This is a genomic window from Bartonella doshiae NCTC 12862 = ATCC 700133, from assembly GCF_000278155.1.
Lineage (GTDB): Bacteria > Pseudomonadota > Alphaproteobacteria > Rhizobiales > Rhizobiaceae > Bartonella > Bartonella doshiae.
Genome location: NZ_JH725096.1, coordinates 178,631 through 204,260, shown reverse-complemented (window position 1 = coordinate 204,260; position 25,630 = coordinate 178,631). Strand labels below are relative to the sequence as shown.

The following is a 25,630-nucleotide window of genomic DNA, read 5'->3' as shown; positions in this document are numbered from 1 at the left end:
TTTATCTATGTTATCAAAAATTATCTCATAACTCCATCTATTGACGAATAAAACGCCAACGAACCTTTTCTTGTGATGCAGGACAAAAATACAAAACAATCTGTTGTGTACGTTGCGGACCTGTTAATTCAGCAAAATCGATTGAATCTTCGAGACAAATATCCACGTCAGGCGATATAAAATACCACACTTGCTTATCTCCCACGGCTAAACGAACACGCTTACCATCGTAATTGACTTGAACCTGCGGATGAAGATGAAACCGGACGGCAACATTATTTTTTTCACTTTGCATACCCCCCTTACGTCTCTTTGCTCCCTCTTTGTTTGGCATAAAAAAGCGGTCAAACCCTTCAATCATTGCCCCATCTGTCGATAAAATGAGACCACGCTCATGAACAAGATTAAAAGAATGGACATAACCATTATGGCTTGCAATAAAACCGATCTTTGCTGAGTCATCTATACGTTGCACTTTAACATCTGTTGGTCCCTCAAGCAAAAAGGAAGGACTATTTTTCTTTTTTTTACGAAAAACACCCACTGAACAATCATTAATTGTTGCCGTTGAATGCGCCGCAGTAACACGCCCGAAATCTCGATATGCCTCACCCCCGTAAGAATGAACACCTGTATTGATAATAAAACGATTTCCCTGTGAAGACATTTCAAAAGACAAACACCCAGAACAAGCATGTTCTGCAACGGAATGTGGAGGAAACTTTCCTGTATCTGCAAGCACTGTCGTTTGATTAGCTTGTAAACGTTGAAACCCCGAATACCGTGCATAACTAAAAGGATGCCCTTCCGTTTCATCAAATTTTAAAAGTGCTGACAAGTGCGCTGGCACAAGTGGACCAACCCCATTAAAATGTGCCAAGGTTTGATCTTCATGGATAAAAAACCGCAAAGCTGGCAACATACGTTCAACAGAATCGATGAGAATACGTGGTGCTGTTTCATTACTGCGCATGAAAAGATGACGCAAAGACAATAAGTCTGATAATAAGCTCAGTAAAAGCGCAGGACTACGCGAAATATGACCACCGTCTAGTAAAATTTGCTGTGAAAGCTCTTGTATGAGAAAAGTTTGCACCTTTTTCTTCATTGCTGTAGAAACAGGCAAAGCGAGAGAAGCAAATGTCAAAGCTGCTGCTGCTTGTAAACGTTGACCATTATTTTCCATACTATAAATGGTTGTACGCAAGTAACGAAACTGAAAACCAAGAGCACGCAAAAAACGTTTTTCAAAGCGCTCACTTGCTCCTGCCAACAGCATTCGTGCATGACAAATCCACGAGATCAATCGCCGTGCCACAACAGGACCACTCCAAGGAAGCCCTTTTACTTTTTTGCCATTATGGTCAAGCCAATCTTCTAAAAGAGAACGCGCATGCGCCACCGCCAAATCACTCCCAGCAGCTGTCATATGGCGCAACCAATGAAAATCATGAAGGGCCGCCTCCCAATCCGGCGCTGGTGGAGTTAACGAAAAAGGTGAAACAGCACCAGAATGGACAACATGACCAGCAAAAGAAAAACGACCATGATAAAATTCATGCGCCATTGCTGGATCAGCGAGATGCAAATCAATAGGATAAGCTAAAATTTTATGGGGACGAAATCCAGAAAACCGCCAACGAAACAAAGGTCCTACCCATAAACGCCGCATAAATTGGTGCGCTGTATGCACAAAGCTTGATGCTTTTACCTGAACACCCATTACTGCAATAGCCACAATTACATCTCCGTGTCTGTTTCAATTACGCACAATTTCGGCTATTTTAGTAAATGAATCATTAATTAAACCACTTTCCGGAAACGCGCTGCAAAGAAACCATCCATTCCTAGAAATATTTTTTTCTCAGCATCAAAATTTTTATGACAAAAATCTGCAGGTGTTGTGCGTAAAATCCCTTGCGTAGAAAGCAAATGTGCCATAACACCCATTTCTTCTACACAAATCGGCTCTAAAATAATGTCATTGCGTGCAGATAAAACTTTCTCAACCAGATCTTCACCTTCTTCTTTTGCTAGTGAACAATTAGAAAATACAATGTACCCATCCTTTTTTACCAAAGCAATTGCTGCCAAAAGTAAATCATATTGCAACGCCGCCAATTTAATGATGTCATCCATAGACTTTGTCCACAAAACATCTGGATGACGCCGTATTGTTCCAGTTGAAGAACAAGGAGCGTCAAGAAGAACAGCATCAAAAAGTTGTTTAGGATGAAAGTTTCTCACATCTCCCTGCCAAGTGCGAACTGAAAAATGAAGCCGTTCCATATTTGCACTTAAACGCTTTAGCCGATTAGGAGAGAGATCAACAGCTGTTACATTAGCCCCTTTCAAAGCAAGCTGTGCTGTTTTTCCACCAGGGCTTGCACAAAGATCAGCAACCTGTTTGCCCTGAATATTTCCAAGTAAACAAACAGGTAATGCTGCTGCAAAATCTTGAACCCACCAAGCTCCTTCTTTATAGCCAGGTAAATCAGTAACAGAACATTCTAAACGATTCAATCGAACTGAACCATTAGGCAAAACAACACCTCCAAGCCGTTCTGCCCATCCAATACTATCAGATTTTACAGTTAAATCGAGAGAAGGCTCTGTTCCTTGAATTGCTAAAATCCGTTCAGCCTTTTCTTTCCCATAAGTCGAAATTAACAACTGTCCAAACCACTCTGGAATCCCTTCAAGTGTAGGATTTTTCTTGCGTAATATGATTGCCTCACGTGCAATGTTGCGTAAAAGAGCATTCACAACCCCTGAAAAACGACGTATACGAGGATCAATTTTTGCCAAACGGACTGCTAAATCGATTGCAGCATGATCAGGGATATCAAGATAAAGAATTTGCGACACGCTAATATGGAGAAGATGCTGTAGTGAAAATGCTTGTGAAGGCAAAGGCCGCATTAAAAAACGTGCCAAAATAGCTATAATCTGCCCCCTATAACGCAACGCTGCCCCTAAAATGGCTCGACACAACAAGCGATCCCGATGTGAAAGCTCTAAATACTGTGGATGTCCATGTTCATTATCTGTCAAACCAGAAAGGGGAGTCTGCTTATCAAGCACTGCCCCCAAAAGACGAACGCACACGCGCCGCACAGCTAATCCCGGAACATCCTTTTCAGATATATGTCCCGATTTTCTATTTTTCAAAATAAGCCCTTTATATCTTGGTTTTCTTAAAATTTATGATCGCTATTTCTTTGAATCTTCATAACGAAGCCAAGAGGGGCGATTCATCACGCGCCGAAAACTTTTTTTCTCTTTATCACCCGATAGGTCACTTTTAGCACTGAGATTTAAATCTTCATAGTTTAAATTATTCGTTTTTTCATGAAAACGCTCTTCTTCACTCCACCGCATATTTTTGGCCATTGCTTCCTTCATCTCTTCTGCTTGCCTATGAAGAGCTGCAATACGATTCGCAGTCGCCGGATGCGTAGAAAAAAGGCTATCAGCGCCTTCACCGCTCAACGGATTGATAATAAACATATGCGCTGTTGCCGGATTATGTTCTGCTTCATCATTGTATACTCCGCGTCCACCATCAGCAATTTTACGCAATGCCGAAGCTAACCATAAAGGATTACCACATATTTCAGCTCCCCGCCGATCAGCAGCATATTCACGCGTACGACTAATAGCCATTTGCACCAGCATTGCTGCAAAAGGCGCCACAAGCAAAGCAATAATACCTCCAAGCCCTCCACCATGAGAATTTTCTGAAGAATTACGCGTTCCTCCCATAAAAAAAGCGAAATTACCAAGCATAGAAATTGCCCCAGCAATCGTTGCTGTCAGAGTCATTGTTAACGTATCACGATGCTCAATATGTGCCAGCTCGTGCGCCATAACTCCCGCAATTTCCTCTGGACTCAACCGTTCTAATAATCCAGTACTCGCAGCAACAGCGGCATTTTGAGGATTACGTCCCGTAGCAAAAGCATTTGGCTGCGCATTATCAATCACATAAACTTTTGGTTGAGGAAGGGAAGCCCTTTGTGCTAAATCGCTCACTATCTTATAATAAACGGGCGATGAATGCTGATCAACTTCGCGAGCACCATACATGCGTAAAACAATCTTATCCGAATTCCAATACGAAAAAAGGTTTAAGCCACCTGCCATCAAAAGCGCAATGACCATGCCATTGCCCCCACCAACAAGATAACCAACCCCCATAAAAAGAGCGGTCATAAACGCCAAAAGTATTGCTGTACGCATTGTATTCATTACTCAAAAACTCCATGATAAAATATAATCATTGCTATATGATGGGGGTTTCTTTCTACTTCTTCAATGGAAGTGAGGTGTAAAATGGATAAAAAAGACGAGAAAACAAACAAACAGAACACAATTGTTCGCCAACAACAGCTCTCTCCTGAAGCTCAGCGTGCTCTACACGAGGCTGAAGAAAGACGTAAAAATGAAACGCATGTAGATAAACCGTTAGAAAACGGTGGACGTGGAGGCAAAGACCCTTCACGCTATGGGGATTGGGAAATTAAAGGCCGCGCCATTGACTTCTAATTAAGCGCTATTGATCTTTAAAAGACATACCTTAAAAAAGGGACACTTCCTTTAGAGAAGAACGAATAACTATCGCCCTTCTCTATAAAATTCTTTGAAAGATATCTCTAACGATGTTTAGAATATCATGCTTCTTCTGCGGCTTGCTTTGCTGCTGCTATACGTTCTTGAGCTTTTTTGCCAGGCTCACCCTTGCGTGGATTATTGCGCATTGGACGCTTTTTTAAGCCCGCTGCATCCAAAAACCGCAAAACACGATCTGTTGGCTGAGCACCTTGCCCAAGCCAATACTGAATACGTTCTTCGTCCAACTTTACACGTTGTGCATCTTTAGGTAACATTGGGTCCCATGCACCAATACGCTCAAGAAACCGCCCATCGCGCGGACTACGAGCGTCCGCAACGACAATGTGATAGTAAGGACGCTTTTTTGATCCTCCACGGGACAAACGAATTTTCAATGCCATATTTTTCTCCTATTATCTTGTCAGCTTTGGCTTTCGTTTAAATTGACTTGTTTTATCTTGTGATTTTCAGCAATAACCTCATGTTGACGCACAACCTCTTGAATAATAAACTTTAAAAATTTCTCAGCAAAATCTGGATCAAGACCAGTATCAACAGCCAATTTTCGCAAACGCGCTATTTGATGTTGTTCACGAAGCGAATCTACCGTAGGTAAATTACAATGTGCTTTTAAACGCCCAACCTCCTGCGTACAGCGGAAACGCTCTGCTAAAATATGAATTAATATTGAATCAAAATTATCAATAGATGCTCGCAAACGCATCAATTCATCTAATACTTTTTCCTGCATCGCATCTCCTTTCCTCTTTACATTTTATTTTTTCTTAGGATGCTGAGGAATTTTTTTTCCACTCACATCAGTATCATTGGAAAGACTAGGAAATGTGAATCCATGCCCCGGAAGACCGGGTAATACTTTCCCTCCATTACCAGTTTCAATCTGCTTCTGGTATGTTGCTAATTGCTTTGGATCAAGCTTTGATAAATCAGTCACAGCTCCAAAATTTCCACCTAAAGCTCCCATACCTCCAAACCCCATTTTTGAACCAAGTCCTCCCAACATTTTTCCCATCAATCCACCTTTGCTTTTGCCTCCCATAGCTTTCATCATATCGGCCATTTGGCGATGCATTTTCAAAAGCTTATTAATATCAGCAGCACTTGTTCCAGATCCTTTAGCGATTCGTTGTTTACGACTATGTTTTAAAAGCTCCGGATGTGCACGCTCTTGAGGTGTCATTGATGAAATAATAGCCAATTGACGATTAAACAAACGATCATCAAGCCCCGCAGCGGCAATTTGATCTTTTACTTTACCCATACCCGGAAGCATGCCCAAAACACCTCCCATACCCCCAAGTTTTTTCATTTTGTGCAATTGTTCTGCAAGATCATTCAGGTCAAATTTTCCAGCCTGCATTTTTTTTGCAAAAGCTGCAGCTTTTTCATGATCCATTGTTTCCGCAGCTTTTTCCACCAAAGAAACAATATCGCCCATTCCGAGAATACGATCGGCGATGCGACGAGGATGGAACTCTTCCAGAGCATCCATTTTTTCACCGGTTCCGATTGCTTTAATCGGCTTCCCCGTAACAGCACGCATTGAAAGCGCCGCACCACCGCGGCCATCACTATCCATACGTGTTAAAACAATTCCCGTAATCCCTACACGTTCATCAAAAGAACGCGCAAGATGAACTGCATCTTGACCAGTCAAACTATCAGCAACTAACATAATTTCATGCGGAAGAGAACACGCCTTAATATCAGCCAACTCAAGCATCAAAGCTTCATCAATATGATTACGCCCTGCTGTATCAAGAAGCAGTACATCATAACCACCTAGTTTGGCTGCTTGTACTGCACGTATTGCGATATCGACGGGGGATTGATCCGCGATAATAGGCAAACTCGCTAGTTTTGCCTGATCTCCTAACTGACGCAATTGTTCCTGAGCGGCAGGACGGCGTGTATCTAATGACGCCATAAGAACTTTTTTATTGTGTTTGTTAGTTAAACGCCTTGCAAACTTTGCTGTTGTCGTCGTTTTTCCGGAACCTTGCAAACCAACCATCATAATAACAACAGGTGCTGGTGCATTTAAATCACTCAAAACGCATTCATTACCGAGCATATGAACCAGTTCGTCATGAACAATTTTAACAACCATCTGTCCAGGTTTAATTGATTTAACAATTTCAGCCCCAACAGCTTTCTCACGAACCCTATCAATAAAAGACCGTGCAACATCAAGTGCAACATCGGCCTCTAATAAAGCGCGACGAATTTCGCGCAGCGCCATTGCTACATCTTGATCCGACAAAGCTCCACGTCCTGTCAAATTAGACAGGATGGAACCAAGTCGCTCTTGCAAGGATTCAAACATTATCTACCTCATTGTTAACATAACACACAAACCAAAGTGACACCCGAGAACGCACCGCGCCGTCGGATGTTGACCTCTGAGATCTTCTTTATACCCATAAACGGGGTCCCAGTCGGTGGCTCCAAGTTAATTCTGTCACTGAAAGCTCACTCTTTCAAACAATAAAACCCCTAATTTGTCAAGATTTATCATGCAGGATCTTTTCATACTAAGCGAAAAGACAGCAAGAGTTAGCCTTCACAACTTTCAATTTCGACACGAATAAAGCGCTCTTTATCCTGCTCCATACTCCATAATTCACCGCTTGAGATATCAAACCAAACCCCATGTAATGTCAAAATACCCTGCTCTTTACGTGCTTTTATCCACGGAAATGTCTCTAAATTTTTCAGCGAATAGCGAATAGAAAGTTGCTCTAATGCGGTCTGCCATTCTAACATGGCTAACGATTTATCGCCAACAACGATTTCCGCTGCTGGTCCTAAAAGGCTTATCCATTGACCAATAAAGTCGTTTGACGCTAAAGACTTGTACGTCCCCTCGAGAGCAGTACTAACACCCCCACAGTGCGCATGTCCAAAAACAACGATATGCTTAACCTCAAGCAATTGCACCGCATGTTCAATTGCTGCGGATGTTGCATGATATTGGTTATCAGGAGAAAAAGGGGGAACCAAATTTGCCACGTTACGCAGTGTAAAAATTTCACCTGGTTTAGCATCAAAAATTGTTTCGGGTACTGCACGCGAATCACAACAAGCAATCACTAACACTTCAGGCTTTTGTCCTTCGAGTGCCAATTGTTGGTAATGTGCTGTTTTATATGCAAAATGATTTTTTATAAATGACTGGTAACCGTTTACAAGTCGTTCTGGCAAACCCGTCATGTTCTTTACTTTCATTTTGCATATTCAAAGAAACAAGTACTCAATATAAAGAGATACTAAAAATGCCTTTTCATGAATACAAGATATTTTTTTAGCACGATAAATTATTACTGTAAAATGGAGGAAATCATTCTATGATAAACAATACTAAGTAACTATTCTTCACAAAAATAAGATGTTACACTGTAAAAACAATGATAGAATGGTCCAATCAAAGAGAAGAGACCCTAAAAACAAAAAGGGGAAAGTTATTGTGTTAAAGCAACAGGCAACAGAAACCAAAAACAATCAAGACAAAATAGAGAAAGTCCTTTTCGCTCATGCAGATAAAGAAGACCTGATCTGTTATGAAGATGAAGAACTTCAAAAAGCCGCAGACATTGCTGTCGAAGCATTTAACCTTCATAAAGCAGGAAAAAGTACTATCTGCTTTGAACAGAATTTAACTCGGAACAATAAACCAATAACCGTTATCACGCTGGTCAACGATAATAAACCCTTCCTCCTTGATTCCATTTTGAATGTCTTTAATCAGCATGCAAATCATATTTATTTGATTGCACATCCTGTTCTTGACTGCGCTTCCGGACAACGCATCAGCTTAATGCAAATCCACATAGAATCACTAAACGGACAACAAGTACAAAAGCTCAAAACTGAACTCACCTTAGTGCTTGAACAAGTCAATGCTGCTGTACAAGATTGGAAACCTATGCTTGAAGAAGTTGAAAGGCATATCCATTCCTATCAAACCAGCCTTCCACCGCACTACAAACAAGAAGGAGAAAAAGCCATTGAATTTCTTAATTGGCTGATGGACAATAATTTTATCTTTCTTGGTATGCGCACTTATAATTTTATCAAAAACCAAGAACCTACAAAATCCTTTACAGCTAGCAACATTGAGCTTGGTATTCTCACAGATGCCTCTATTCGCATTATTGGCGATGCACGGGTAGAAGAACCTCCTCAAGAAATTTTATCCTTTATGGAAAGCGACAACCTACTTATTGTAACGAAAGCCAACAGCCGTTCAAAAATTCACCGTCCTGTTTGGCTTGATTATATTGGTCTTAAAATCTTTGACAGCAAAGGACAACTTTCTGGAGAATTACGCATTGTAGGATTGTTTACTTCCTCAGCATATACGCGTTCTATTTTACAAATTCCTTTCTTAAAAGAGAAAGCCAAAACCATTATACAACGCCTTGGCTACAATAATGTTGACTATTCTGGAAAAGCACTTATTGGTGTTTTAGAAACATATCCAAGAGATGAAATGTTTCGCTCTGATGTTGATACATTAACAGAAAATTCCAAACTCATCATGCAATTAGATGAACGCCCGCGTTTACGGGTGCTCGCCCATACAGATTCTTTTGGACGCTTTGTTTCTATACTTGTTTATATACCGCGTGACCAATACAGCAGTAACATTCGCGAAAAAATTGGTGAATATTTTGTTGAACTCTATAAAGGTGATTTTTTTGAATCCTATCCGCTCTTTTTAGAAAGTACCCTTATCCGCGTTTATTACACCATTCATCGCAAAGGAAGCGAAGGAGCTCCTCTTATCGAGCGTGCGATACTTGAACAAAACGTTCGTTCCATAGTACGAAGTTGGGAAGAGTGCGTTCAAACCATAGCGCTTTCCCGCAAAATAACAGACGAACAGACACTCTTAGCGAGTCAATTTCCTAACAGTTATCGTGATTTATTTTCGGCAGAAGACGCCATCAAAGATGCTGGGCATATTTTAAGTCTTAATAATAAAAAACCACTTTTCGTTACTTTTTACCACACATACATCAAAGAAAAACGAGTAATTTCTCTCAGACTCTTTCATCGCCATGAAGCACTTTCTCTCTCCAAACGTGTACCGCTCCTTGAAAATATGGGCTTTGGAGTTATTGCCGAACAAACACTTGAATTACCAGATGGAAACGGAGATTCTGTATATCTTCACGATATGCAATTGGAAAGTGCTTTCCAACTCTGTATCGATTTCGACAAAAATGGACAAAAGCATGCTGAAACATTCGAAGCCGTTTGGGCCCAACATGCTGACAATGATGAATTTAATGCTTTAACCCAAACAGCTGAGCTTGATTGGCGAGAAATTGTCATTTTGCGTCATTATGGGCGCTATCTCCAACAAGCGGGGATTCCTTATTCACAAAAACGTGTTGCCCAAACTTTAAACGCCTATCCTGATATTACCAAAGATCTCTATGATTTATTTCATTTAAAGTTCCATCAAAGTCATACGGAAAAAGAACGGGAAACAAACCAACAAATCATTCAACAACGCATTGAAGAAAAATTACAGAAAGTACCCGGCCTAGATGATGATCTCATTTTACGCCGTTATCGTAATCTTATTGATGCAAGTTTACGAACTAATGCTTTTACCCCTCTTCAAGACGGAAGCCCGCGTCGTATTTTAGCAACAAAATTGAATCCACGCCAAATTGAGGATTTGCCTGAACCGCGCCCTTATCGAGAAATTTTTGTTTACGGACCAGAAGTTGAAGGCGTTCATTTGCGCTTTGGTCCTATTGCCCGCGGCGGCATTCGTTGGTCAGACCGTGCTTTGGACTATCGCACTGAAATACTTGGCTTAGTTAAAGCCCAACAAGTTAAAAATGCTGTTATCGTTCCTGTTGGCGCAAAAGGTGGTTTCTACCCTCATCGCCTCCCCCAAACAAATGACCGTGCTATCATAACAGAAGCCGCGCGGCAGGCTTATATTGATTTCATTACAGCTTTGCTTTCCATTACCGATAATTTGATCAATGAAAAAGTAAGTCCACCGCACAATGTTATCTGTCACGATAGCAATGATCCTTATTTTGTTGTCGCAGCAGATAAAGGTACAGCAACCTTTTCTGATACTGCCAACGCCATCAGCCAAGCAAACAACTTTTGGCTTGATGATGCTTTTGCTTCTGGAGGCTCTGCAGGCTATGATCATAAAGCCATCGCAATTACCGCCAAAGGTGCGTGGGAAGCGGTTAAAAGACATTTTCGAGAATCTTTCAACCACGATATTCAAACAACCCCTTTCACTTGTGTTGGTGTTGGTGATATGTCTGGTGATGTTTTTGGCAATGGAATGCTTCTTTCCAAACAAACAAAGCTTATTGCTGCTTTCGATCACCGTGATATCTTTATCGATCCAGATCCAAATATATCTGAAAGCTATGCTGAGCGTATGCGCCTTTTTAAGCTCCCTCGCTCAAGTTGGCAAGATTACGACCAAACAAAATTATCAAAAGGTGGTGGCATTTTCTCACGCACAATGAAGACCATCACTCTCTCACCCGAAGCAGCACAAGCTATTGGCTTCGACAAACAAACAGGAACACCCTTTGAAATTATCTCTGCACTTCTTAAAGCACCTGTTGATCTTTTATGGTTTGGTGGCATTGGCACTTATATCCGTGCAACAACAGAAACCAATGCTCAAGTAGGAGATCGTGCCAATGATGCAATACGCATTAGCGGCGAACAAGTCCGTGCAAAAGTTATTGGAGAAGGAGCAAATCTTGGCCTTACACAACGTGGTCGGATTGAATATGTCTTAAGCGGTGGACGTTGTAATACGGATGCGATTGATAATTCCGCAGGAGTGAATTGCTCTGATGTCGAGGTCAATATAAAAATTGTTCTTGCATCAGCACTTCGCGCAAAAAGGCTTACCCGCGAAGCACGTGATGTACTTTTAAAAAATATGACGACACAAGTTGAACAATTAGTCCTGCGTAACAATTATTTGCAACCTCTTGCTCTTTCTTTAGCCGAGAGTCAAAGCCTCACTGATTTACCTTATCAAATGCGCTTTATGCATGATCTAGAGCAAAAAAAGCTTCTTGATCGTAGGATTGAAGTTCTCCCTGATGAACAAATTTTACGTCAAAGAATAAATGAAGGGCAAGGGCTTGTACGTCCTGAACTTGCTGTTATTTTAGCATATGCTAAATTAACTCTCAAAGAAGAAATTGCTCATAGTCCTCTTATTGATGATAGTTATTTTGACACAATCTTGTTGAGCTATTTTCCAACCCAAATTCAGGAAAACTTTAAGAAAGAAATCATTAATCACCAATTGCGTCGTAATATTATTGCAACCCTCATTACTAATGATATTATAAATCGTGGTGGGCCGATATTTGTTAATCGGTTACAAGATACAACAGAGCAAAAGGTTGAAAATATTATTCGTGTTTTCATTGCACTGCGTGACGGCTTTGAAATTGCTCAATTGTCTGACCAGATTGATAACCTTGATAATAAAATCCCTGGTCTTGTCCAAAACAAATTCTATGCAGCGATTACTTCGATGCTTTTTGAAGCATCGAATTGGGGGTTGCGCAATATGGACCTCTCTATCCCATTAGAAGAACTTGTAAAGACAATTAAAAAAGCCCGTACTGTTATCGAAAAACAGCTTATGCACCCCAGTGATAAAGATATCAATCAAAAAATCAAAGAAAAAATGATACGTTATAGCGAAGAGGGAGCGCCAAAAACTTTAGCAGAACAATTGGCTCTCTTGGAAGCTGCTCCAATAATTTGTGACATTTCTTTGATTGCAAAACAAAGCAACTGCGACCTTATTAAAACCGCAGAAATTTATTTCTCGCTTGCTCAAGTTGTTCGCATAAACCGCATAAATGAAGCAAGTCAAACAATCCCTGTTCTTGATTATTATGATAGTATGGCCTTAAGCCAAGCCAAAGAAAATATTACCGCAAGCTTACGAAAGATTGTAATGAAAATCCTGAAAAATTATGGCAGAAAACAAGATCCATTCGCCGCTTGGAGCAAATCACAAGAAGAACAAATTCAAAATATAACAAACAGAATTGGAGCTCTGATTGAAAACGACCTTAACATTTCCCGCTTTACATTTGCAGCAGGAATGATTGCACAACTTCAAATCACGGGTTTTTAGATCTAAAATGATGCAAAAAGGCCAAATCTTTTAAATCCCAATTTTTTCCTCTATAAAAATATAAAAGGGAGAAAAAAGTTGGCCTATTTGCATTTTAAGCAAAGAGAATAAAATAAAACTTTGAGAATTTTAGCTTGCGCAAAAGACTAATGCCACACTAAATGAAAAAGTCTGCTTATTAAAAAAGTAAGTTCAAATTTTTCTGTTAAATGCTCCTTATTATCAAAAGAAAAAGAACCGTTTACACACAATCTAATAGCCTTATAAAAAATCAATTTTCTGCATTTAAAAATACTACTTTTTCCATACAAACACTGTTCCCAACAGCTTTCACTCATTCACAAAAACAGCTTCAACAGACCATGAAAAACATATATTAAATTGCCATAAATTTTAGAAAATAAACCGTCTAAATGCAAAAGCGATCGTAACATGGGAAACTGGACGATATAATGATGATTCCGACTTGTGGCAAGTATATCAAAAATTTGTTGCAATGCATTTTCAAACCATAGGCTCAAAGCCTGATCATAAATTAAACGACCTCTCAAATGTGCAGAAGCAGGTTGAACACCTTTTTCGGTCAATTTTTGTGATAAACAAACCACCGAATGCTGCATCATAGCACACACAAACGCACATGATAACAATTAACATGAACGGTATTCTTAATACTCATGCAACTGTAGCAGATACACCAAAAATTTGTTGCAATGCATTTTCAAACCATTGACTTAAAGCCTGATCATAAATTAAACGACCTTTCAAATGTGCAGAAGCAGGTTGAGCACCTTTTTCGGTCAATTTGTGTGATGAGCGAACCACCAAACGCCGCATCATAGCACGTGTGAATTCGGCATGAAATTGCAAACCCCATGCATTGTCTCCATAACGAAAAGCTTGTGTAGGATATGTATGACCTGTTGCCAAAAGCATGGCCTCTTTAGGTAAGTCATAAATCCCTTCATCATGAAAATGGTAAACCATTTCCGGCCAATTCATCAATTCCTTGCCTTGCGAGGTTGCTTTCAATGGGTACCAGCCGACTTCAACAGTCCCATCGCTTCTTGTACCAACACGCCCCCCTAGATTTCGCGCTAACATTTGTGCTCCAAGACAAATGCCCAAAAAAGGCTTATTCTCTTTCAATGACAAAGAAATCCAATCAATTTCTTCACAGATATAGGCTTCACTGTCATTCACACTCATCGGCCCCCCTAAAATAACAACGCCAGCATAATGCTTTAATGTATGGGGAAGCTTCTGCCCTAAAATAGGACGATAAATATCAAGAACAAAACCACTTTGTTGCAAAAATTTTCCCAAACGACCAGTATATGTAGATTGGCGATGCACAACGACCGCTATTCTTGGTTTGCTGTTTTTTTTATTTTTACCACGACAGCTTTGTATCAAAAACATTTGTAACCAATCACCTCTACAATCAAGTTAAATTTAACTTTTTTAAAACAAGAATAATTTCGATCAACACTTTTCACTCTGGTTCTTCTTTTTAAAATAACTGAAATTTCTTTTTCGATAAAGACGCATCATCCTCTTCTGTTTTAATCCCTGGATCATCAACATTTAAGTACGTTTGGCTGAGTAGTTCAGTATCTTTTTTCTTTATATCTTGTTCCTTTGTCTGAACATGATGCAAAAAACCATCTCCTAAAGATGATACCTCTTCAAGCAATTTATCTTCAACAAAAGCAGTTTTTTCCACGATACCTTTTTTATCTTCTTTTTTCAGTGCAATACTGTCAGCCTCTAATGTGAGAGGAGGCATGCTGGGAGGCGTTTTCCATTCGAAGCATCCCAAACGTCCACTTATTGGAGAAACCACTGACCAAGAAGAAAAAATGGACCCATCACACATCCATACGGGATCACGTTCAGCACGCAATGCCAAAGAAAGCCATTGCCGTACTGCTCCTTGATTATTTCCTTCTGCTTCTTCAATATCTGCTAGCAACAAATAAACACTTTCCCGCGGATGATACCGGAGTGCTTTTTGTGCCTGTTCTCTTGCTAACCCCCTTTCACCAGCATCTAGCGCAGCTTTAGCAATGAGAAACGCCGATTCAAATGTGTCTTTATTATAAGAAGCCAGTGTTTTAGCTTTTTTTAACCGCCCAACGGCGCTCTCTTCTCTTTCAAGATAAAGTGCTCCCAAATCAGGATGAGGATCCTTTTGCCAAGCAGCAATAATCATTTTATCAGCTTTGCGTGTTTCATTTAGTTTATAAAGAATATCAGCAGCAATAACCGTTATAGGCACAAAATCAGGCAAAAATTTATGTGCTTTTAAAATAGCCGTACGCGCTTCTATAGGATGCGTCTCAAACAGATGGAGTGCCTTTCCGCTTAATAACAAAGCTTGGATATAATAACGCTCTGGAGTTGAACGAACAGAGCGCGGTAAAGCTTTTTGCGCGCGTTCAAAAATACTAAGAGCTTTATCCCATTGCCCTTTAGCACTCAACTGATCAAGTACCGCTTGATGAGCCCACAAAAGTGCTGGTGACAAAGCTAGTGCTTCTTCTGCATATTGGTGAGCTGCTTCATAAGCTTTGCTCTTCATAGCTTCACGAAATAAACCATAAAGCCCCGCTAATTGTGTAACTGTTTCTTTTCTCATCTCCTCATAAAGACCAATAGCGCGCAGAGAGTTATTTTGCAAAGACGAGGTTTGTGCTTGTAAAAGTTTCACCAACGGCTCGTGTTTTCCTGCAAGATATTTTACAACACGTGCCTCCATTTTTTGTGCAACAATACTATCGCCAACAAAAGCTGCAAGAATTCCATGAGAAAGAGCTTCATAACCACGCTTTTTGTGACGTTTATAAAAATAATTAGAGAGAGTACGCGGTATGGAAAAAAGTGTATACAAGAGCCACCACAAAATCACCAATATACCGCCAAGCATAATAAGTACACTTAATGCTGTGAGCAATGAAACAGAAAACCGAAAATGTGAAAACATTATAATAAAAACAGCATTGTGATTAGCAACCCACCCGAAAGCAAGACCGAGCGCGCACAAAATAAAAGTATAAACAATAACACGCATCATCTTAAGCCTATTTACATCTCTGTTACCTTTAAAGATCCCTGTTGCACAGACATTAGTAATTTTTGGAGGAGATGATGAACCGCAATATGCTTTTCAAGCCGATGAACAAAATCCACTGAAACATCTTTTGCACTTTGAGGCAATGTTTGCCATTCACTCAAAGCCTTTTCGTAATCACCCATTTGAACTGCAACTTCCATCCGTGCTGCGATTGCCCCCAGAGACATACCTTCAACATTTCCAATAGGGCGAAAGATAATAAGACCTTTTATCCATGTCCAAATCCGCTCTCCAAAATGCGCACCTGACGCAATGTTATTTTGCGTACCAACTATTGCATCAGCAACACTAGCAAAATCAGTTGAAAGCTGCACTGAATTTGGGAGACCTATATTGGCAGTTTTCTCTAACAGATCAAGTCCCTCTATCGAAGGTGATAATTGCTGTAATATTTTTAATTCATTGCTATAAGATCCACCGCGCTCTACAGCACTTTTCAGCGCACTCATTGCAATAAACAGCGCAGTATCTATTTCTTTTTTCTGACCTTTTTCAGCAACAATTTTTTCCTGCATAGTCTGTAATTGTTCCTTTAATGCAACAAGATCATTTGCATTACTTTGTCCAACAAACAGAGCTTTTTGCGTATCTTTTAAATTTCCAGATAAAATTTGCACAGATTCTTCAAGACTCTTTATTTTTTCCTCTAAAGCCAAAAAAACTTTTCTGCTATTCTCTTGTGATACCTCATCACCTTGAAGTGTTTCAGCGTGTTGTGATGAAAAAGAAGCAAACTCTGTTTTTAATGCATCAATCTCTTGAAAAATGCGCTCCAATTTTTCCATCGTTTCTTCTACTTGAGTTTTTGCAGTTTCAGCAATTTGCAAAGCTTTTTCCCCTCCAGCATGATTTTCCAGCAAAGAAGAAGAAAATAAACCCACCCATTGTAACCCGATTAAAAGCCCCAAAGCGATAACACCACCCAAAATCCCCGAAATTGGCAAGCCAATCCATATTATACTAGAAAGACATTTTTTCTGCGTATGCTGCTTGCTTTTTTTCTTTACCGCATCCAATTCTACTGTATTTTGTATCGTTTGCTCTGAAACATGGCTTACAGTATCATGTTCAATCACTGTTTTTTTCCGGTGAGCACCAGCATAATGCGGTTTAACTTTTGATTTTGAAGAATCTACCATATTTGTAACTTTTTGTGCACATTTCTTTTTAACGATAAAAAAACAAAATGAAAAAATCTTTAAAAACTAAGACTTTATCTTATAACATAATTTATTTTACATTCTTCTTAACAAGAATATAACTTCACTAATATTTCCAACACTGCATTTTAAGTGAATACACTTACAATTATATATTTTAATAAACAAGCTTCTGGAAACAGAGTAACATTTTATACTGAGAAATATATATTAATTTTTAGTCAACATAATTATCATAATAATTTAAAGAGCAAAAACGTATTTTCTCATAGAGGGATCAACTTTGAGAGAAGTTCTTTGCAACTTTATCCATCCGTGATACCCACATACAAAATACTCTTTCAACATAAGGTCTTGTCTAAAATGCGCCTGTTGGGAATAGAAACAAGTTGCGATGAAACTTCTGCTGCTATTGTTGAACACAACAATGAAGGAAAAAGCTGTATTCTTTCCAATATCGTTTGGAGTCAAATTGATAATCACGCACCTTACGGCGGTGTTGTTCCTGAAATTGCCGCACGTGCTCATGTTGAAATTCTTGATAGTATTATTTTAGAAGCGCTTACAAAAGCAAACACAAAGTTAAAAGATATTGATGCTATTGCAGCTACCAGTGGTCCTGGTTTAATAGGAGGACTTTTGGTAGGCGTTATGAGTGCAAAAGCTCTTTCCCTTGCAACTGGGAAACCTTTTATTGCAGTAAACCATTTGGAAGGACATGCGTTAACAGCCGTGCTAACGCATAATGTCAATTTCCCTTATTTGTTGCTATTGGTTTCAGGCGGCCATACACAAACAATCCTTGTTCACGGAGTAGGAAACTACCAGCGTTTAGGAACCACCATTGATGATGCATTGGGGGAAGCTTTTGATAAAACAGCAAAACTTTTAGGTCTTCCCTATCCTGGAGGCCCAGCACTTGAAAAAGCGGCTCTATTGGGTGATAAAAATCGTATTCCTCTTCCTCGACCTTTAAAAGGTGAAAAACGGTTAGATTTTTCCTTTTCTGGTCTTAAAACCGCTGTTCGGCAAGCAGCAACAACCATAGCGCCTCTTACAGAAAGTGATGTTGCTGACATTGCAGCAAGTTTTCAAGCCGCCGTTACCGATACAGTCCATGATCGCGTTCATTTAGCTTTGCAACACTTTACAAACCAATATCCTCTTTCTCAATTTCAAGGATGTCGTCCTCCTGCATTAGTTGTTGCGGGAGGAGTTGCCGCCAACCAAGCTATTCAATCGACACTGCAAGAACTTGCACATCAACATGGTTTTGAATTTATAGCTCCTCCCCTTTCTTTGTGTACCGATAATGCCGCAATGATCGCTTTTGCTGGAGCTGTACGATTTTCACAAGGAGAAACAAGCTCTCTTGATATTGCTCCTCGTTCACGCTGGCCATTGGATGAAAAATCCGCCCCCCTAATAGGGATGGGACGCCGTGGAACAAAAGCATAAAAAAGAAGAGCAGTGCTTATATTATTCACGAAGCATAATATAAAATCACTATCATTAAAGGTCGTACCTATTGCAATAATCATTGCCGTCTTTGAGATTTTTAGAATCAATTTTCCTAACGCGTTTTTCAATGCAAAGTAATCATATTGATAGGCACTTCTAGACAAAACTCCATAAAACAACAAAACTTTCCATGCTAAACGATTAACTTTAAGCTAGTTTTTTCTCCCCACACAGATCTTCTTTTCTAACAATGGAAGCAAAATACTTTTATACGCCCTATAAAGATAGATAAAAAATATGAATCATTTTTTAAGTGTTTCTAAAAAGTAATAAATCAATCAAACGACTCTTTACCACATTTTGAAAATCATACTTGATGGTGCGACACAGATACTTATAAAAAGATACACATGAAGTGTAAAAATCATGACAATCCATGAAAAGGAGAGCTGCATGGCTTATTGGCTTTTTAAATCTGAACCTAATAAATGGTCATGGGATATGCAAAAGCAAAAAGGTGCTGAGGGCGAACAATGGGATGGTGTACGCAACTATCAAGCCCGTAACAATATGCGCGCCATGAAATATGGCGACAAAGGCTTTTTTTATCACTCCAACAAGGGATTAGAAATCGTAGGCATTGTAGAAGTCTGTGCTGAAGCACATCCTGATTCTACCACCTCTGATCCACGCTGGGAATGTGTGGATATCCGTGCACTCTATGACATGCCAACCCCTGTTTCATTAAAACAAATCAAAGCAAACCCAAAACTGGAAAATATGGTACTGATCAATTCCAGTCGCTTATCCGTACAACCCGTAACAGCAGATGAATGGAAAGAAGTCTGTTTGATGGGCAACCTTAAGATGGAAGTTCTTTCATCTTAAAACTATCATTTTTGTTCGTCGATTAATATGCGGTAAAAGACGTTCCATATCCCGACGAGCAAGTGCAATACATCCCTCTGTTGGTGTATAATTTTCTCGTGCTAAATGCATAAAAATAGCACTTCCTCTTGCCATTTTTCGTTCTGTAATATTCCAATCCAGAACTAATACAATTGCATAAAGGCCATCTTCACGGTGCATCTTTTCAGCACTATTGCAGTAAGGGAGACGAACCAAGCGATTATAGTTAGCATCTCCACTTGCATCACACCAACCATCCTGCGCACGAATACGGCGCAATGGCAAAAGATGACGCGGAAAAGAACGATAAGAATTGCTACGAAAACCACCTAAAAAACGCATATGTGCCAGAGGTGTTGCACCATCGCCTTCACGCTTAAAAGCAGAAATACCGGCTCGCCCTAAAGCACAGAAAAAGCGGTTATGACCAACACACAAAATACCTCGTGCATAATTTCCCGCTTGTCGACGAACAACCATAGAAAAAACAGAAGTTTGTTTTTTATAGGATTTTTTCTTTAATTTTCCTTGCATGAGATCTTATTTTTCGTGACATTACTCTCTACAAACGTAGTATCAACATATATTATAAGGATAAACAATGAACCAATATAGCCTTTAATCGTTGAAAATGATAATGATCTACGTCAGATTTTGATAGAACAATTGCAAATACATAAAGAATTTAAAGTTTTCCAAGAAAAGACAGCTGAAGCAGGTATCACCACAGCACAAGAAAGAAATATTGATCTTGCCATTTTTAATACCAAACTCCCCGATCTTGATGGCTATAAAGCCGTTAGAAAATTGCGTATCCAAGGATTCCATGCTCCCATTATCATGATTACGAGCAATGATACGGATTGTGACACTCTTTTAGATCTTGGAGTGGGTGCCAATGATTATGTAATAAAACCCTTTCGTTTTGCGGTGCTTTTGGCGCGAATTCGCGCTCAATTACGCCAATATGAACAAAATGAAAATTCTACTTTTCACATTGGTCCCTATATTTTGAAACCCAAGAAAAGACTTCTCATTGATGAACACAACAATAAAATTCGCCTTACAGAAAAAGAAGTAGCAATTCTCAAATACCTCCATTCTGCCAACAATAAAATCGTGAATCGTGAAACATTATTAGAGCAAATTTTGGGTTATAATGAAAATGTCGTCACTCACACTTTAGAAACCCATATTTATCGTTTGCAACAGAAAATCGAAAAAGATCCTTCTAACGCACAAATTCTTATTACAAATCAAAATGGCTACTGTTTAAAACTCTAAGATCTATCACCACTGACACCATTTTTTTCTGAAATAAAATGCAATCGAGACAAGAAAAAGCTTTCACGCGCTTGTGGTGACAGAGCAGGAATAAAAACACGCCGCGATTGACGGCGCTGCACAAGCAAACCTTGATAAACACGTTTTTGTGCCTGACACATTAAAATCCCACCAAAATAGGGTAAAAGATGACGTGCAAATGGCTCATAAAAAAATGAGAACAGCTGAGAGAAGGGACCTGAAAAAGGCATATAATGTATTATTTCTTGCACTGGTCCAGAAACAAAATTTGTTTTCTCAAACAAACGAGTAATCTGTTGACGACTATAAGGTTCACCATAACCAAAAGGTGTACAAGCGTTGCGTGCCCAAAAGCCGGAGCGATTAGGAACGATAACGATCAAATGACCATTAGGAACTAAAACACGCCATATTTCATTCAGGGTTTCCAATGAATTTTCTGTATATTCAAGTGCATGTACCAATAAAACACAATCAACTGAAGCATCAGAAAGCGGTAAATCTTCTTCAAAAACGAGCGCTGTAGCAACCTTATCAGTACAAGGCCAAGGCGAAGCACCTTGTCTAGCAGGCATAAAAGCGAAACATTGCTGAGTACGTGTACTTAGTGCAGAAAGATAAGGAAGCGCATAACCCAACCCCATAAGCCGTTTATCAGAAAGATCCGGCCAACACATATTTAACTTATCACAAAGAGTCTGCTGTACGCGCAGTCCAAGTGCAGAAGCGTAAAAATCTCTAAGTGTGACTATATCCAATTCAATATACCGTGTAGAAACAAATTTCAGACTTCATAGACTTCCATATACGCATTTATATGGACTTCTGCTTTTTCTTCGCAATGGCAAAAATTTGATATTCCATATTTTAAACTCAAATGACAAAAAAATCATGATGCACACTTTCATTATCACTTAATGATAATTGCTTTGATTTTATTCTTTATTTTTGGAATATACACTTCATAGAGAATTTTCTCACATACTCTTTTGACATCAATGAAGAAAAATCCAAGTGATTAATTAAAACGCAGCAACTTTTCTAGATAGTTTTTTTCTGTTTCTGAAATATGCTCTTGAGAAAGACGTTTGCGGATTTCTTCTAAAATCTGCCGAGAGCGCATTTGATCGCTTTCCTGTAGTATAATATCCCCCTCTTGTTCTTGATTTTCTTTTGAGGAAAGCGGACGTCCTAATGGATCCTCAGGACCGAGAACAGCATTTTGATTGTCTCCTGCTTTTTTGAGCATTTCGCGCATTTTTTCTAAAATATTTTGTGCACCTTGCCGTAAAGCTTCTAAAGCATCTGACTGATTTTGTATGGATCCTTCATGATCCCCATGATCAAGAGCAGTCGATGCTGAATTCATTTTCTTTTCAGCCTCTTTCAACGCATCACTCTGTTTAAACCCTTGTGCAAACAATTCTTTTTCTAACTCTGATAATTCAGACTGTAAGGAAGCTTGACGCTCTTTTAAGAATTTTCTTTGCTCTTCTGGTATAATTTCCCCACGTCGCTGTTTCATTTCTAACTGATGCGTTTCATTGAGAATTTCCTGCTGGCGACGCATCAAATCCCCAAGTTGATCCATTTTTTCTTTCATTTGCGCAGATTGGCTTTTGTTCTGTCTCTCATTCTTGTTTTCTTTTCGAACTTGCAAATGATCAAGAATCTGTTCGACTTCAGATAACAACTGCTCAGCCGCAGAAGAAGAGCCCATTGTAGCCATTTCTTCCATCAAATTCAGCTTTTTTTGTAATGTATCCTCTGAAAGATTAAAACTGCCAGAATTATTTTTATTGCTATTGTCTTGTGCCCTTTCAGCCAAAGCATTAATATAATTATCCATGGCTTGTCGTAAATCCGCCATCAACCGTTCAATCTCTGCAGCTGGAGCACCATAGCGAAGAGCATCACGCAAAGCAGCTTGCACTTGTTTTAAATTCTTCTGAACGGATTCCAGCTGATCGCCCTCAATACCTACAGCAATCTGCCACAAATAATCGATAACAGCACGTAGATCATCTTCTGTTTTTGCCAGAAAAAGCCTTGTCCATGCACTCTGTAAGACAAGAAAGTCTATTGTATTTTGAAGTCCCTTTTCCGGACGTACAAGCAAAGCAGAGAGCATATCAAGTACACGCTCTTGTGTAAAACTATTCAGAGCCAATAAACGACGCAATTCACTTACAGCACGTGCGACAGGATTTGAAAATACACGCTGCGGCAACATCATAACAAAAGTTTTGCTACGGCTTTGCTGTCCAGCAGCATCTTCCACCACCAGAGTAATTTTGACTTCTGAACCAGCCCACGGATGCCTTGATACATCTTGTACCATTCGCATTTTACCCTTTCCACCACGTGGAAGAAGAAGTTTTATTTCAGGAGACCTATAAAGAGAAGCAGTCTTTTTGTGCATATTAAGAATAGGCTCTATTTCAACAAAAGCCTTTGTCACTCCATAATCATCATCCATTTCATACTGGAGTTCTAAAGAACCAGTCAAAATCCGCCCTGGTTTTGCCAACCAATGAATTTTTGGATGCTGATCTTTAATGACTCGTAAATACCATTTTTGTTGCTTATGACGTGATGATACTATCAAATTTGTTGAACGTTCCAAACATGTTTCAAAATGAGCAATTTGTTTATTCAAAGTCATTTTTTCTTGTTTTTTAGAAAGCAGTAATTCACGTGCATTCTGTTCAGAGAACGCTTTTACTGTAACACCAGCACCATCAACAACGCGCACAACAAGATTGCTGCCTTCTGGAACACTAAGCTGTGTTGTTTCACCCTGTGTTAAATAAATAGGCGCAACGCCTGTATAAGCAGGTGGAGTTACCCAAGCATCAATCCGCATTACCGTTTCATCTACTATAGGACGAAAATCAAATGCATCTGCCAACCGCCCCCCTGACGAACCAAAAGAAAAACTGAAAGCACACACACAAAAGAGAATACATAAAGCCCTCAGAGCCAAGGGATCACAAGTAGCACTATTAAAATAAACAAATCCAGTTTTTAAATGATGCAATTGTTCCGCCATACGACGTTGATGTTCGCGCCAAATAATTGCACTAAAGCCTTTATCATTTTCAGGACATAAATGATCTATCTGAACATTTAAGGGCTGATTCTTAAGTCCATTTTCCTGTTCAAGACGACGACTAACTTCCCTGACAGTTGGAAACTGAAAACCGGCAAAAGAAAATAAACTTCCCACAGCCAAAAAGAACAACAGCAATAGTAAAAGTAAATGTAGCCAATATCCTAGAAAACCAAAAATACCCAGCCAACAAATAGAACAAAAAAGACTTACAACCAACAAAAATGGTGACAGCCGCAACCATATCCGCTCAAAAAAGAGGATAGCCCACATAAAAATGTATACATACAAAAGCTTCATTTTTACAAAACTTTTGCTGTTTTCATTTTTCATAGACAAACATTTGTCCTCTTTAATAATGGTAAACCGTAATCATAAAAACCATACAAGACAATTTCCAGAAAATAAATTGCCTTATTATAAAAATAAAAGTTTAGTAAAAATAAGATCAAAAATATTTAACAATTCTTGATCCAATCTGGAATATGATCACAGCCTATCAATTGCGCATAATCAAGACGCGGACGAATAACCGCATAACGCATATCCTCAACGAGAACTTCTGGTATCAAAAGCCGGCTATTATAGGTGTTTGCCATCACTGCACCGTAAGCACCTGCCCCCATAATAGCTAAAAGATCACCGGACGCTAAAATTGGTACACGACGATCTAATGCTAAATAATCGCCAGTTTCACAAACGGAACCAACAATATCTGCTCGAATAAGTTCTACATCTGCAGGTACTTGTTTCACTAATACAACATTCTGCCAAGCATCATAAAGCGTTGGACGTATAAGATCATTCATCGCCGCATCAACAATAACGAAATTCCGCCCTTCCCCTCTTTTCAAATAAAGAACGGACGTCAATAAGATACCAGCTTCACCAACAATACTACGCCCAGGCTCCACGATAATATGAATCCCTAGAGGCGCAATATGCTTCTTCACAAGTGCCGCATAATCAGAAAGAGATGGTACTGAATGCTGTTCATTACCATACGCAATACCAAGTCCGCCCCCAACATCTATATGTGTTATCGCATAACCATCACGCCATAATTGACGCACAAAATCTGCAATAATAAGAAATGCATCTTCAAACGGTTTCAAATCACAGATCTGACTTCCAATGTGCATATCAACACCACAAACTTGCAACCCTGGAAGCTGCACTGCTTTTTTATAAGCTTCTTTCGCTAATGACAAAGGAATACCAAACTTATTCTCAGACTTTCCTGTTGTGATTTTCTTATGCGTCTTCGCATCAACATCTGGATTAATCCGTAATGAAATACGTGCTATTTTCGAAAGAGCAACAGCACGTACCGATAATTGCTCAAGTTCCGGCTCTGATTCAACATTAAAACAATAGATATCCTGAGAAAGAGCAAAATCTATCTCTCTAACCGTTTTTCCAACACCAGAATAAACAATACGATCCGCCGAAATACCGGCAGAAAGAGCGCGCCGTAACTCACCTTCTGATACCACATCAGCGCCTGAGCCATTTGCTGCTAAAAGTCGCAAAACTGCTTGATTAGAATTAGCTTTGACCGCATAAGCAATCAAACTTGGTATCTCTTGAAATGCCTTTTGATATTTCTTAAAACGTGTCACCAACGCGTTCGCAGAGTAACAATAAAAGGGTGTCCCCACATCTTGCGCAAGAGAAGAAAGCGAAAGACCTTCAGCATGAAGTGTACCTTGACGATAAGAGAAAAAATGCATACTTCTCTC

20 protein-coding genes are annotated in these 25,630 nt (G+C 39.4%); 5 read left to right on the top strand and 15 right to left on the bottom strand.

What is annotated here, in order from left to right:
* Positions 1 to 37: 37 nt before the first annotated feature.
* From MCS_RS05620 to htpX, 3 genes are all read right to left on the bottom strand, one after another.
* Positions 38 to 1,738 (bottom strand): heparinase II/III family protein, encoded by a 1,701-nt coding sequence (locus MCS_RS05620; RefSeq protein WP_004856310.1) that lies wholly within the window; start codon positions 1,736 to 1,738, stop codon positions 38 to 40.
* 65 nt (positions 1,739 to 1,803) lie between these two features.
* Entirely contained in the window at positions 1,804 to 3,171 is a 1,368-nt protein-coding gene (locus tag MCS_RS05615) for an RsmB/NOP family class I SAM-dependent RNA methyltransferase (RefSeq protein WP_004856308.1), read from the bottom strand.
* A 42-nt stretch (positions 3,172 to 3,213) separates the two neighbouring features.
* Positions 3,214 to 4,251 carry a zinc metalloprotease HtpX gene (gene htpX / locus MCS_RS05610; protein WP_004856307.1) on the bottom strand — a complete coding sequence of 346 codons (1,038 nt, stop codon included), beginning with the start codon at positions 4,249 to 4,251 and terminating at the stop codon, positions 3,214 to 3,216.
* An 84-nt stretch (positions 4,252 to 4,335) separates the two neighbouring features.
* Here htpX and MCS_RS05605 point away from each other — a divergent pair, with 84 nt between their 5' ends.
* A complete protein-coding gene (locus MCS_RS05605) occupies positions 4,336 to 4,548 on the top strand; it encodes a DUF1674 domain-containing protein (protein ID WP_004856305.1) in 213 nt (70 codons plus the stop codon).
* A gap of 125 nt (positions 4,549 to 4,673) precedes the next feature.
* Here MCS_RS05605 and rpsP read toward each other — a convergent pair whose 3' ends face one another.
* The 4 genes from rpsP to MCS_RS05585 all read right to left on the bottom strand — a co-directional run bounded on the left by rpsP (position 4,674) and on the right by MCS_RS05585 (position 7,848).
* Positions 4,674 to 5,015: a 30S ribosomal protein S16 gene (rpsP, locus tag MCS_RS05600; RefSeq protein ID WP_004856303.1), complete on the bottom strand. Its 342-nt coding sequence runs from the start codon at positions 5,013 to 5,015 to the stop codon at positions 4,674 to 4,676.
* A gap of 20 nt (positions 5,016 to 5,035) precedes the next feature.
* Positions 5,036 to 5,365, bottom strand: a complete 330-nt coding sequence (locus MCS_RS05595) for a chorismate mutase (protein ID WP_004856301.1) — start codon at positions 5,363 to 5,365, stop codon at positions 5,036 to 5,038.
* Positions 5,366 to 5,389: 24 nt separating this feature from the next.
* Complete coding sequence (gene ffh / locus MCS_RS05590; protein ID WP_004856300.1) at positions 5,390 to 6,961, bottom strand: signal recognition particle protein; 1,572 nt, start codon at positions 6,959 to 6,961, stop codon at positions 5,390 to 5,392.
* Between the two features lie 230 nt (positions 6,962 to 7,191).
* The gene (locus tag MCS_RS05585) at positions 7,192 to 7,848 is read right to left on the bottom strand and encodes a carbonic anhydrase (RefSeq protein ID WP_004856298.1); all 657 of its coding nucleotides are present in this window, start codon (positions 7,846 to 7,848) and stop codon (positions 7,192 to 7,194) included.
* Positions 7,849 to 8,101: 253 nt separating this feature from the next.
* On the opposite strand from MCS_RS05585, the gene MCS_RS05580 reads away from it, so the two are divergent.
* The gene (locus tag MCS_RS05580; RefSeq protein WP_004856296.1) at positions 8,102 to 12,805 is read left to right on the top strand and encodes an NAD-glutamate dehydrogenase; all 4,704 of its coding nucleotides are present in this window, start codon (positions 8,102 to 8,104) and stop codon (positions 12,803 to 12,805) included.
* A gap of 338 nt (positions 12,806 to 13,143) precedes the next feature.
* Here MCS_RS05580 and MCS_RS08915 read toward each other — a convergent pair whose 3' ends face one another.
* The 4 genes from MCS_RS08915 to MCS_RS05560 form a co-directional block, all read right to left on the bottom strand.
* A complete protein-coding gene (locus tag MCS_RS08915) occupies positions 13,144 to 13,428 on the bottom strand; it encodes a type 1 glutamine amidotransferase family protein (RefSeq protein ID WP_004856295.1) in 285 nt (94 codons plus the stop codon).
* Positions 13,429 to 13,480: 52 nt separating this feature from the next.
* Positions 13,481 to 14,227: a glutamine amidotransferase gene (locus MCS_RS05570; RefSeq protein ID WP_004856293.1), complete on the bottom strand. Its 747-nt coding sequence runs from the start codon at positions 14,225 to 14,227 to the stop codon at positions 13,481 to 13,483.
* Positions 14,228 to 14,318: 91 nt separating this feature from the next.
* A complete protein-coding gene (locus MCS_RS05565; protein WP_024864153.1) occupies positions 14,319 to 15,881 on the bottom strand; it encodes a heme biosynthesis protein HemY in 1,563 nt (520 codons plus the stop codon).
* An 11-nt stretch (positions 15,882 to 15,892) separates the two neighbouring features.
* Positions 15,893 to 17,080 carry a COG4223 family protein gene (locus tag MCS_RS05560; RefSeq protein ID WP_004856289.1) on the bottom strand — a complete coding sequence of 396 codons (1,188 nt, stop codon included), beginning with the start codon at positions 17,078 to 17,080 and terminating at the stop codon, positions 15,893 to 15,895.
* A 384-nt stretch (positions 17,081 to 17,464) separates the two neighbouring features.
* Between MCS_RS05560 and tsaD the strand changes: the two genes are divergently transcribed.
* Together tsaD and MCS_RS05550 are read left to right on the top strand one after the other, a co-directional pair.
* Positions 17,465 to 18,559, top strand: a complete 1,095-nt coding sequence (gene tsaD / locus MCS_RS05555; protein WP_004856287.1) for a tRNA (adenosine(37)-N6)-threonylcarbamoyltransferase complex transferase subunit TsaD — start codon at positions 17,465 to 17,467, stop codon at positions 18,557 to 18,559.
* Positions 18,560 to 19,015: 456 nt separating this feature from the next.
* Positions 19,016 to 19,450, top strand: coding sequence for an EVE domain-containing protein (locus tag MCS_RS05550; protein WP_004856286.1), 435 nt, complete (start codon positions 19,016 to 19,018; stop codon positions 19,448 to 19,450).
* Here MCS_RS05550 and MCS_RS05545 read toward each other — a convergent pair.
* Positions 19,442 to 20,005, bottom strand: a complete 564-nt coding sequence (locus MCS_RS05545) for a L,D-transpeptidase family protein (protein ID WP_004856285.1) — start codon at positions 20,003 to 20,005, stop codon at positions 19,442 to 19,444. The genes MCS_RS05550 and MCS_RS05545 overlap by 9 nt on opposite strands.
* Before the next feature lie 120 nt (positions 20,006 to 20,125).
* On the opposite strand from MCS_RS05545, the gene MCS_RS05540 reads away from it, so the two are divergent.
* The gene (locus MCS_RS05540; protein ID WP_004856284.1) at positions 20,126 to 20,755 is read left to right on the top strand and encodes a response regulator transcription factor; all 630 of its coding nucleotides are present in this window, start codon (positions 20,126 to 20,128) and stop codon (positions 20,753 to 20,755) included.
* On the opposite strand, the gene MCS_RS05535 is transcribed toward MCS_RS05540, so the two are convergent.
* The 3 genes from MCS_RS05535 to lysA form a co-directional block, all read right to left on the bottom strand.
* On the bottom strand, positions 20,752 to 21,564 hold the full coding sequence (locus tag MCS_RS05535) for a class I SAM-dependent methyltransferase (protein ID WP_081486268.1): 813 nt from the start codon (positions 21,562 to 21,564) through the stop codon (positions 20,752 to 20,754). The genes MCS_RS05540 and MCS_RS05535 overlap by 4 nt on opposite strands.
* A 230-nt stretch (positions 21,565 to 21,794) precedes the next feature.
* The gene (locus tag MCS_RS05530; RefSeq protein WP_004856280.1) at positions 21,795 to 24,221 is read right to left on the bottom strand and encodes a TIGR02302 family protein; all 2,427 of its coding nucleotides are present in this window, start codon (positions 24,219 to 24,221) and stop codon (positions 21,795 to 21,797) included.
* A 125-nt stretch (positions 24,222 to 24,346) separates the two neighbouring features.
* Positions 24,347 to 25,621, bottom strand: a complete 1,275-nt coding sequence (gene lysA, locus MCS_RS05525; RefSeq protein ID WP_004856279.1) for a diaminopimelate decarboxylase — start codon at positions 25,619 to 25,621, stop codon at positions 24,347 to 24,349.
* Positions 25,622 to 25,630 lie beyond the last annotated feature (9 nt).

Bases quoted from the DNA above. Each gene is read 5' to 3' on its own strand.
- htpX (WP_004856307.1), bottom strand. From the start codon at position 4,251: ATGAATACAATGCGTACAGCAATACTTTTGGCGTTTATGACCGCTCTT.
- MCS_RS05605 (WP_004856305.1), top strand. From the start codon at position 4,336: ATGGATAAAAAAGACGAGAAAACAAACAAACAGAACACAATTGTTCGC.
- rpsP (WP_004856303.1), bottom strand. From the start codon at position 5,015: ATGGCATTGAAAATTCGTTTGTCCCGTGGAGGATCAAAAAAGCGTCCT.
- MCS_RS05595 (WP_004856301.1), bottom strand. From the start codon at position 5,365: ATGCAGGAAAAAGTATTAGATGAATTGATGCGTTTGCGAGCATCTATT.
- ffh (WP_004856300.1), bottom strand. From the start codon at position 6,961: ATGTTTGAATCCTTGCAAGAGCGACTTGGTTCCATCCTGTCTAATTTG.
- MCS_RS05585 (WP_004856298.1), bottom strand. From the start codon at position 7,848: ATGACGGGTTTGCCAGAACGACTTGTAAACGGTTACCAGTCATTTATA.
- MCS_RS08915 (WP_004856295.1), bottom strand. From the start codon at position 13,428: ATGATGCAGCATTCGGTGGTTTGTTTATCACAAAAATTGACCGAAAAA.
- MCS_RS05570 (WP_004856293.1), bottom strand. From the start codon at position 14,227: ATGTTTTTGATACAAAGCTGTCGTGGTAAAAATAAAAAAAACAGCAAA.
- MCS_RS05565 (WP_024864153.1), bottom strand. From the start codon at position 15,881: ATGATGCGTGTTATTGTTTATACTTTTATTTTGTGCGCGCTCGGTCTT.
- MCS_RS05560 (WP_004856289.1), bottom strand. From the start codon at position 17,080: ATGGTAGATTCTTCAAAATCAAAAGTTAAACCGCATTATGCTGGTGCT.
- tsaD (WP_004856287.1), top strand. From the start codon at position 17,465: ATGCGCCTGTTGGGAATAGAAACAAGTTGCGATGAAACTTCTGCTGCT.
- MCS_RS05550 (WP_004856286.1), top strand. From the start codon at position 19,016: ATGGCTTATTGGCTTTTTAAATCTGAACCTAATAAATGGTCATGGGAT.
- MCS_RS05545 (WP_004856285.1), bottom strand. From the start codon at position 20,005: ATGCAAGGAAAATTAAAGAAAAAATCCTATAAAAAACAAACTTCTGTT.
- MCS_RS05530 (WP_004856280.1), bottom strand. From the start codon at position 24,221: ATGAAAAATGAAAACAGCAAAAGTTTTGTAAAAATGAAGCTTTTGTAT.
- lysA (WP_004856279.1), bottom strand. From the start codon at position 25,621: ATGCATTTTTTCTCTTATCGTCAAGGTACACTTCATGCTGAAGGTCTT.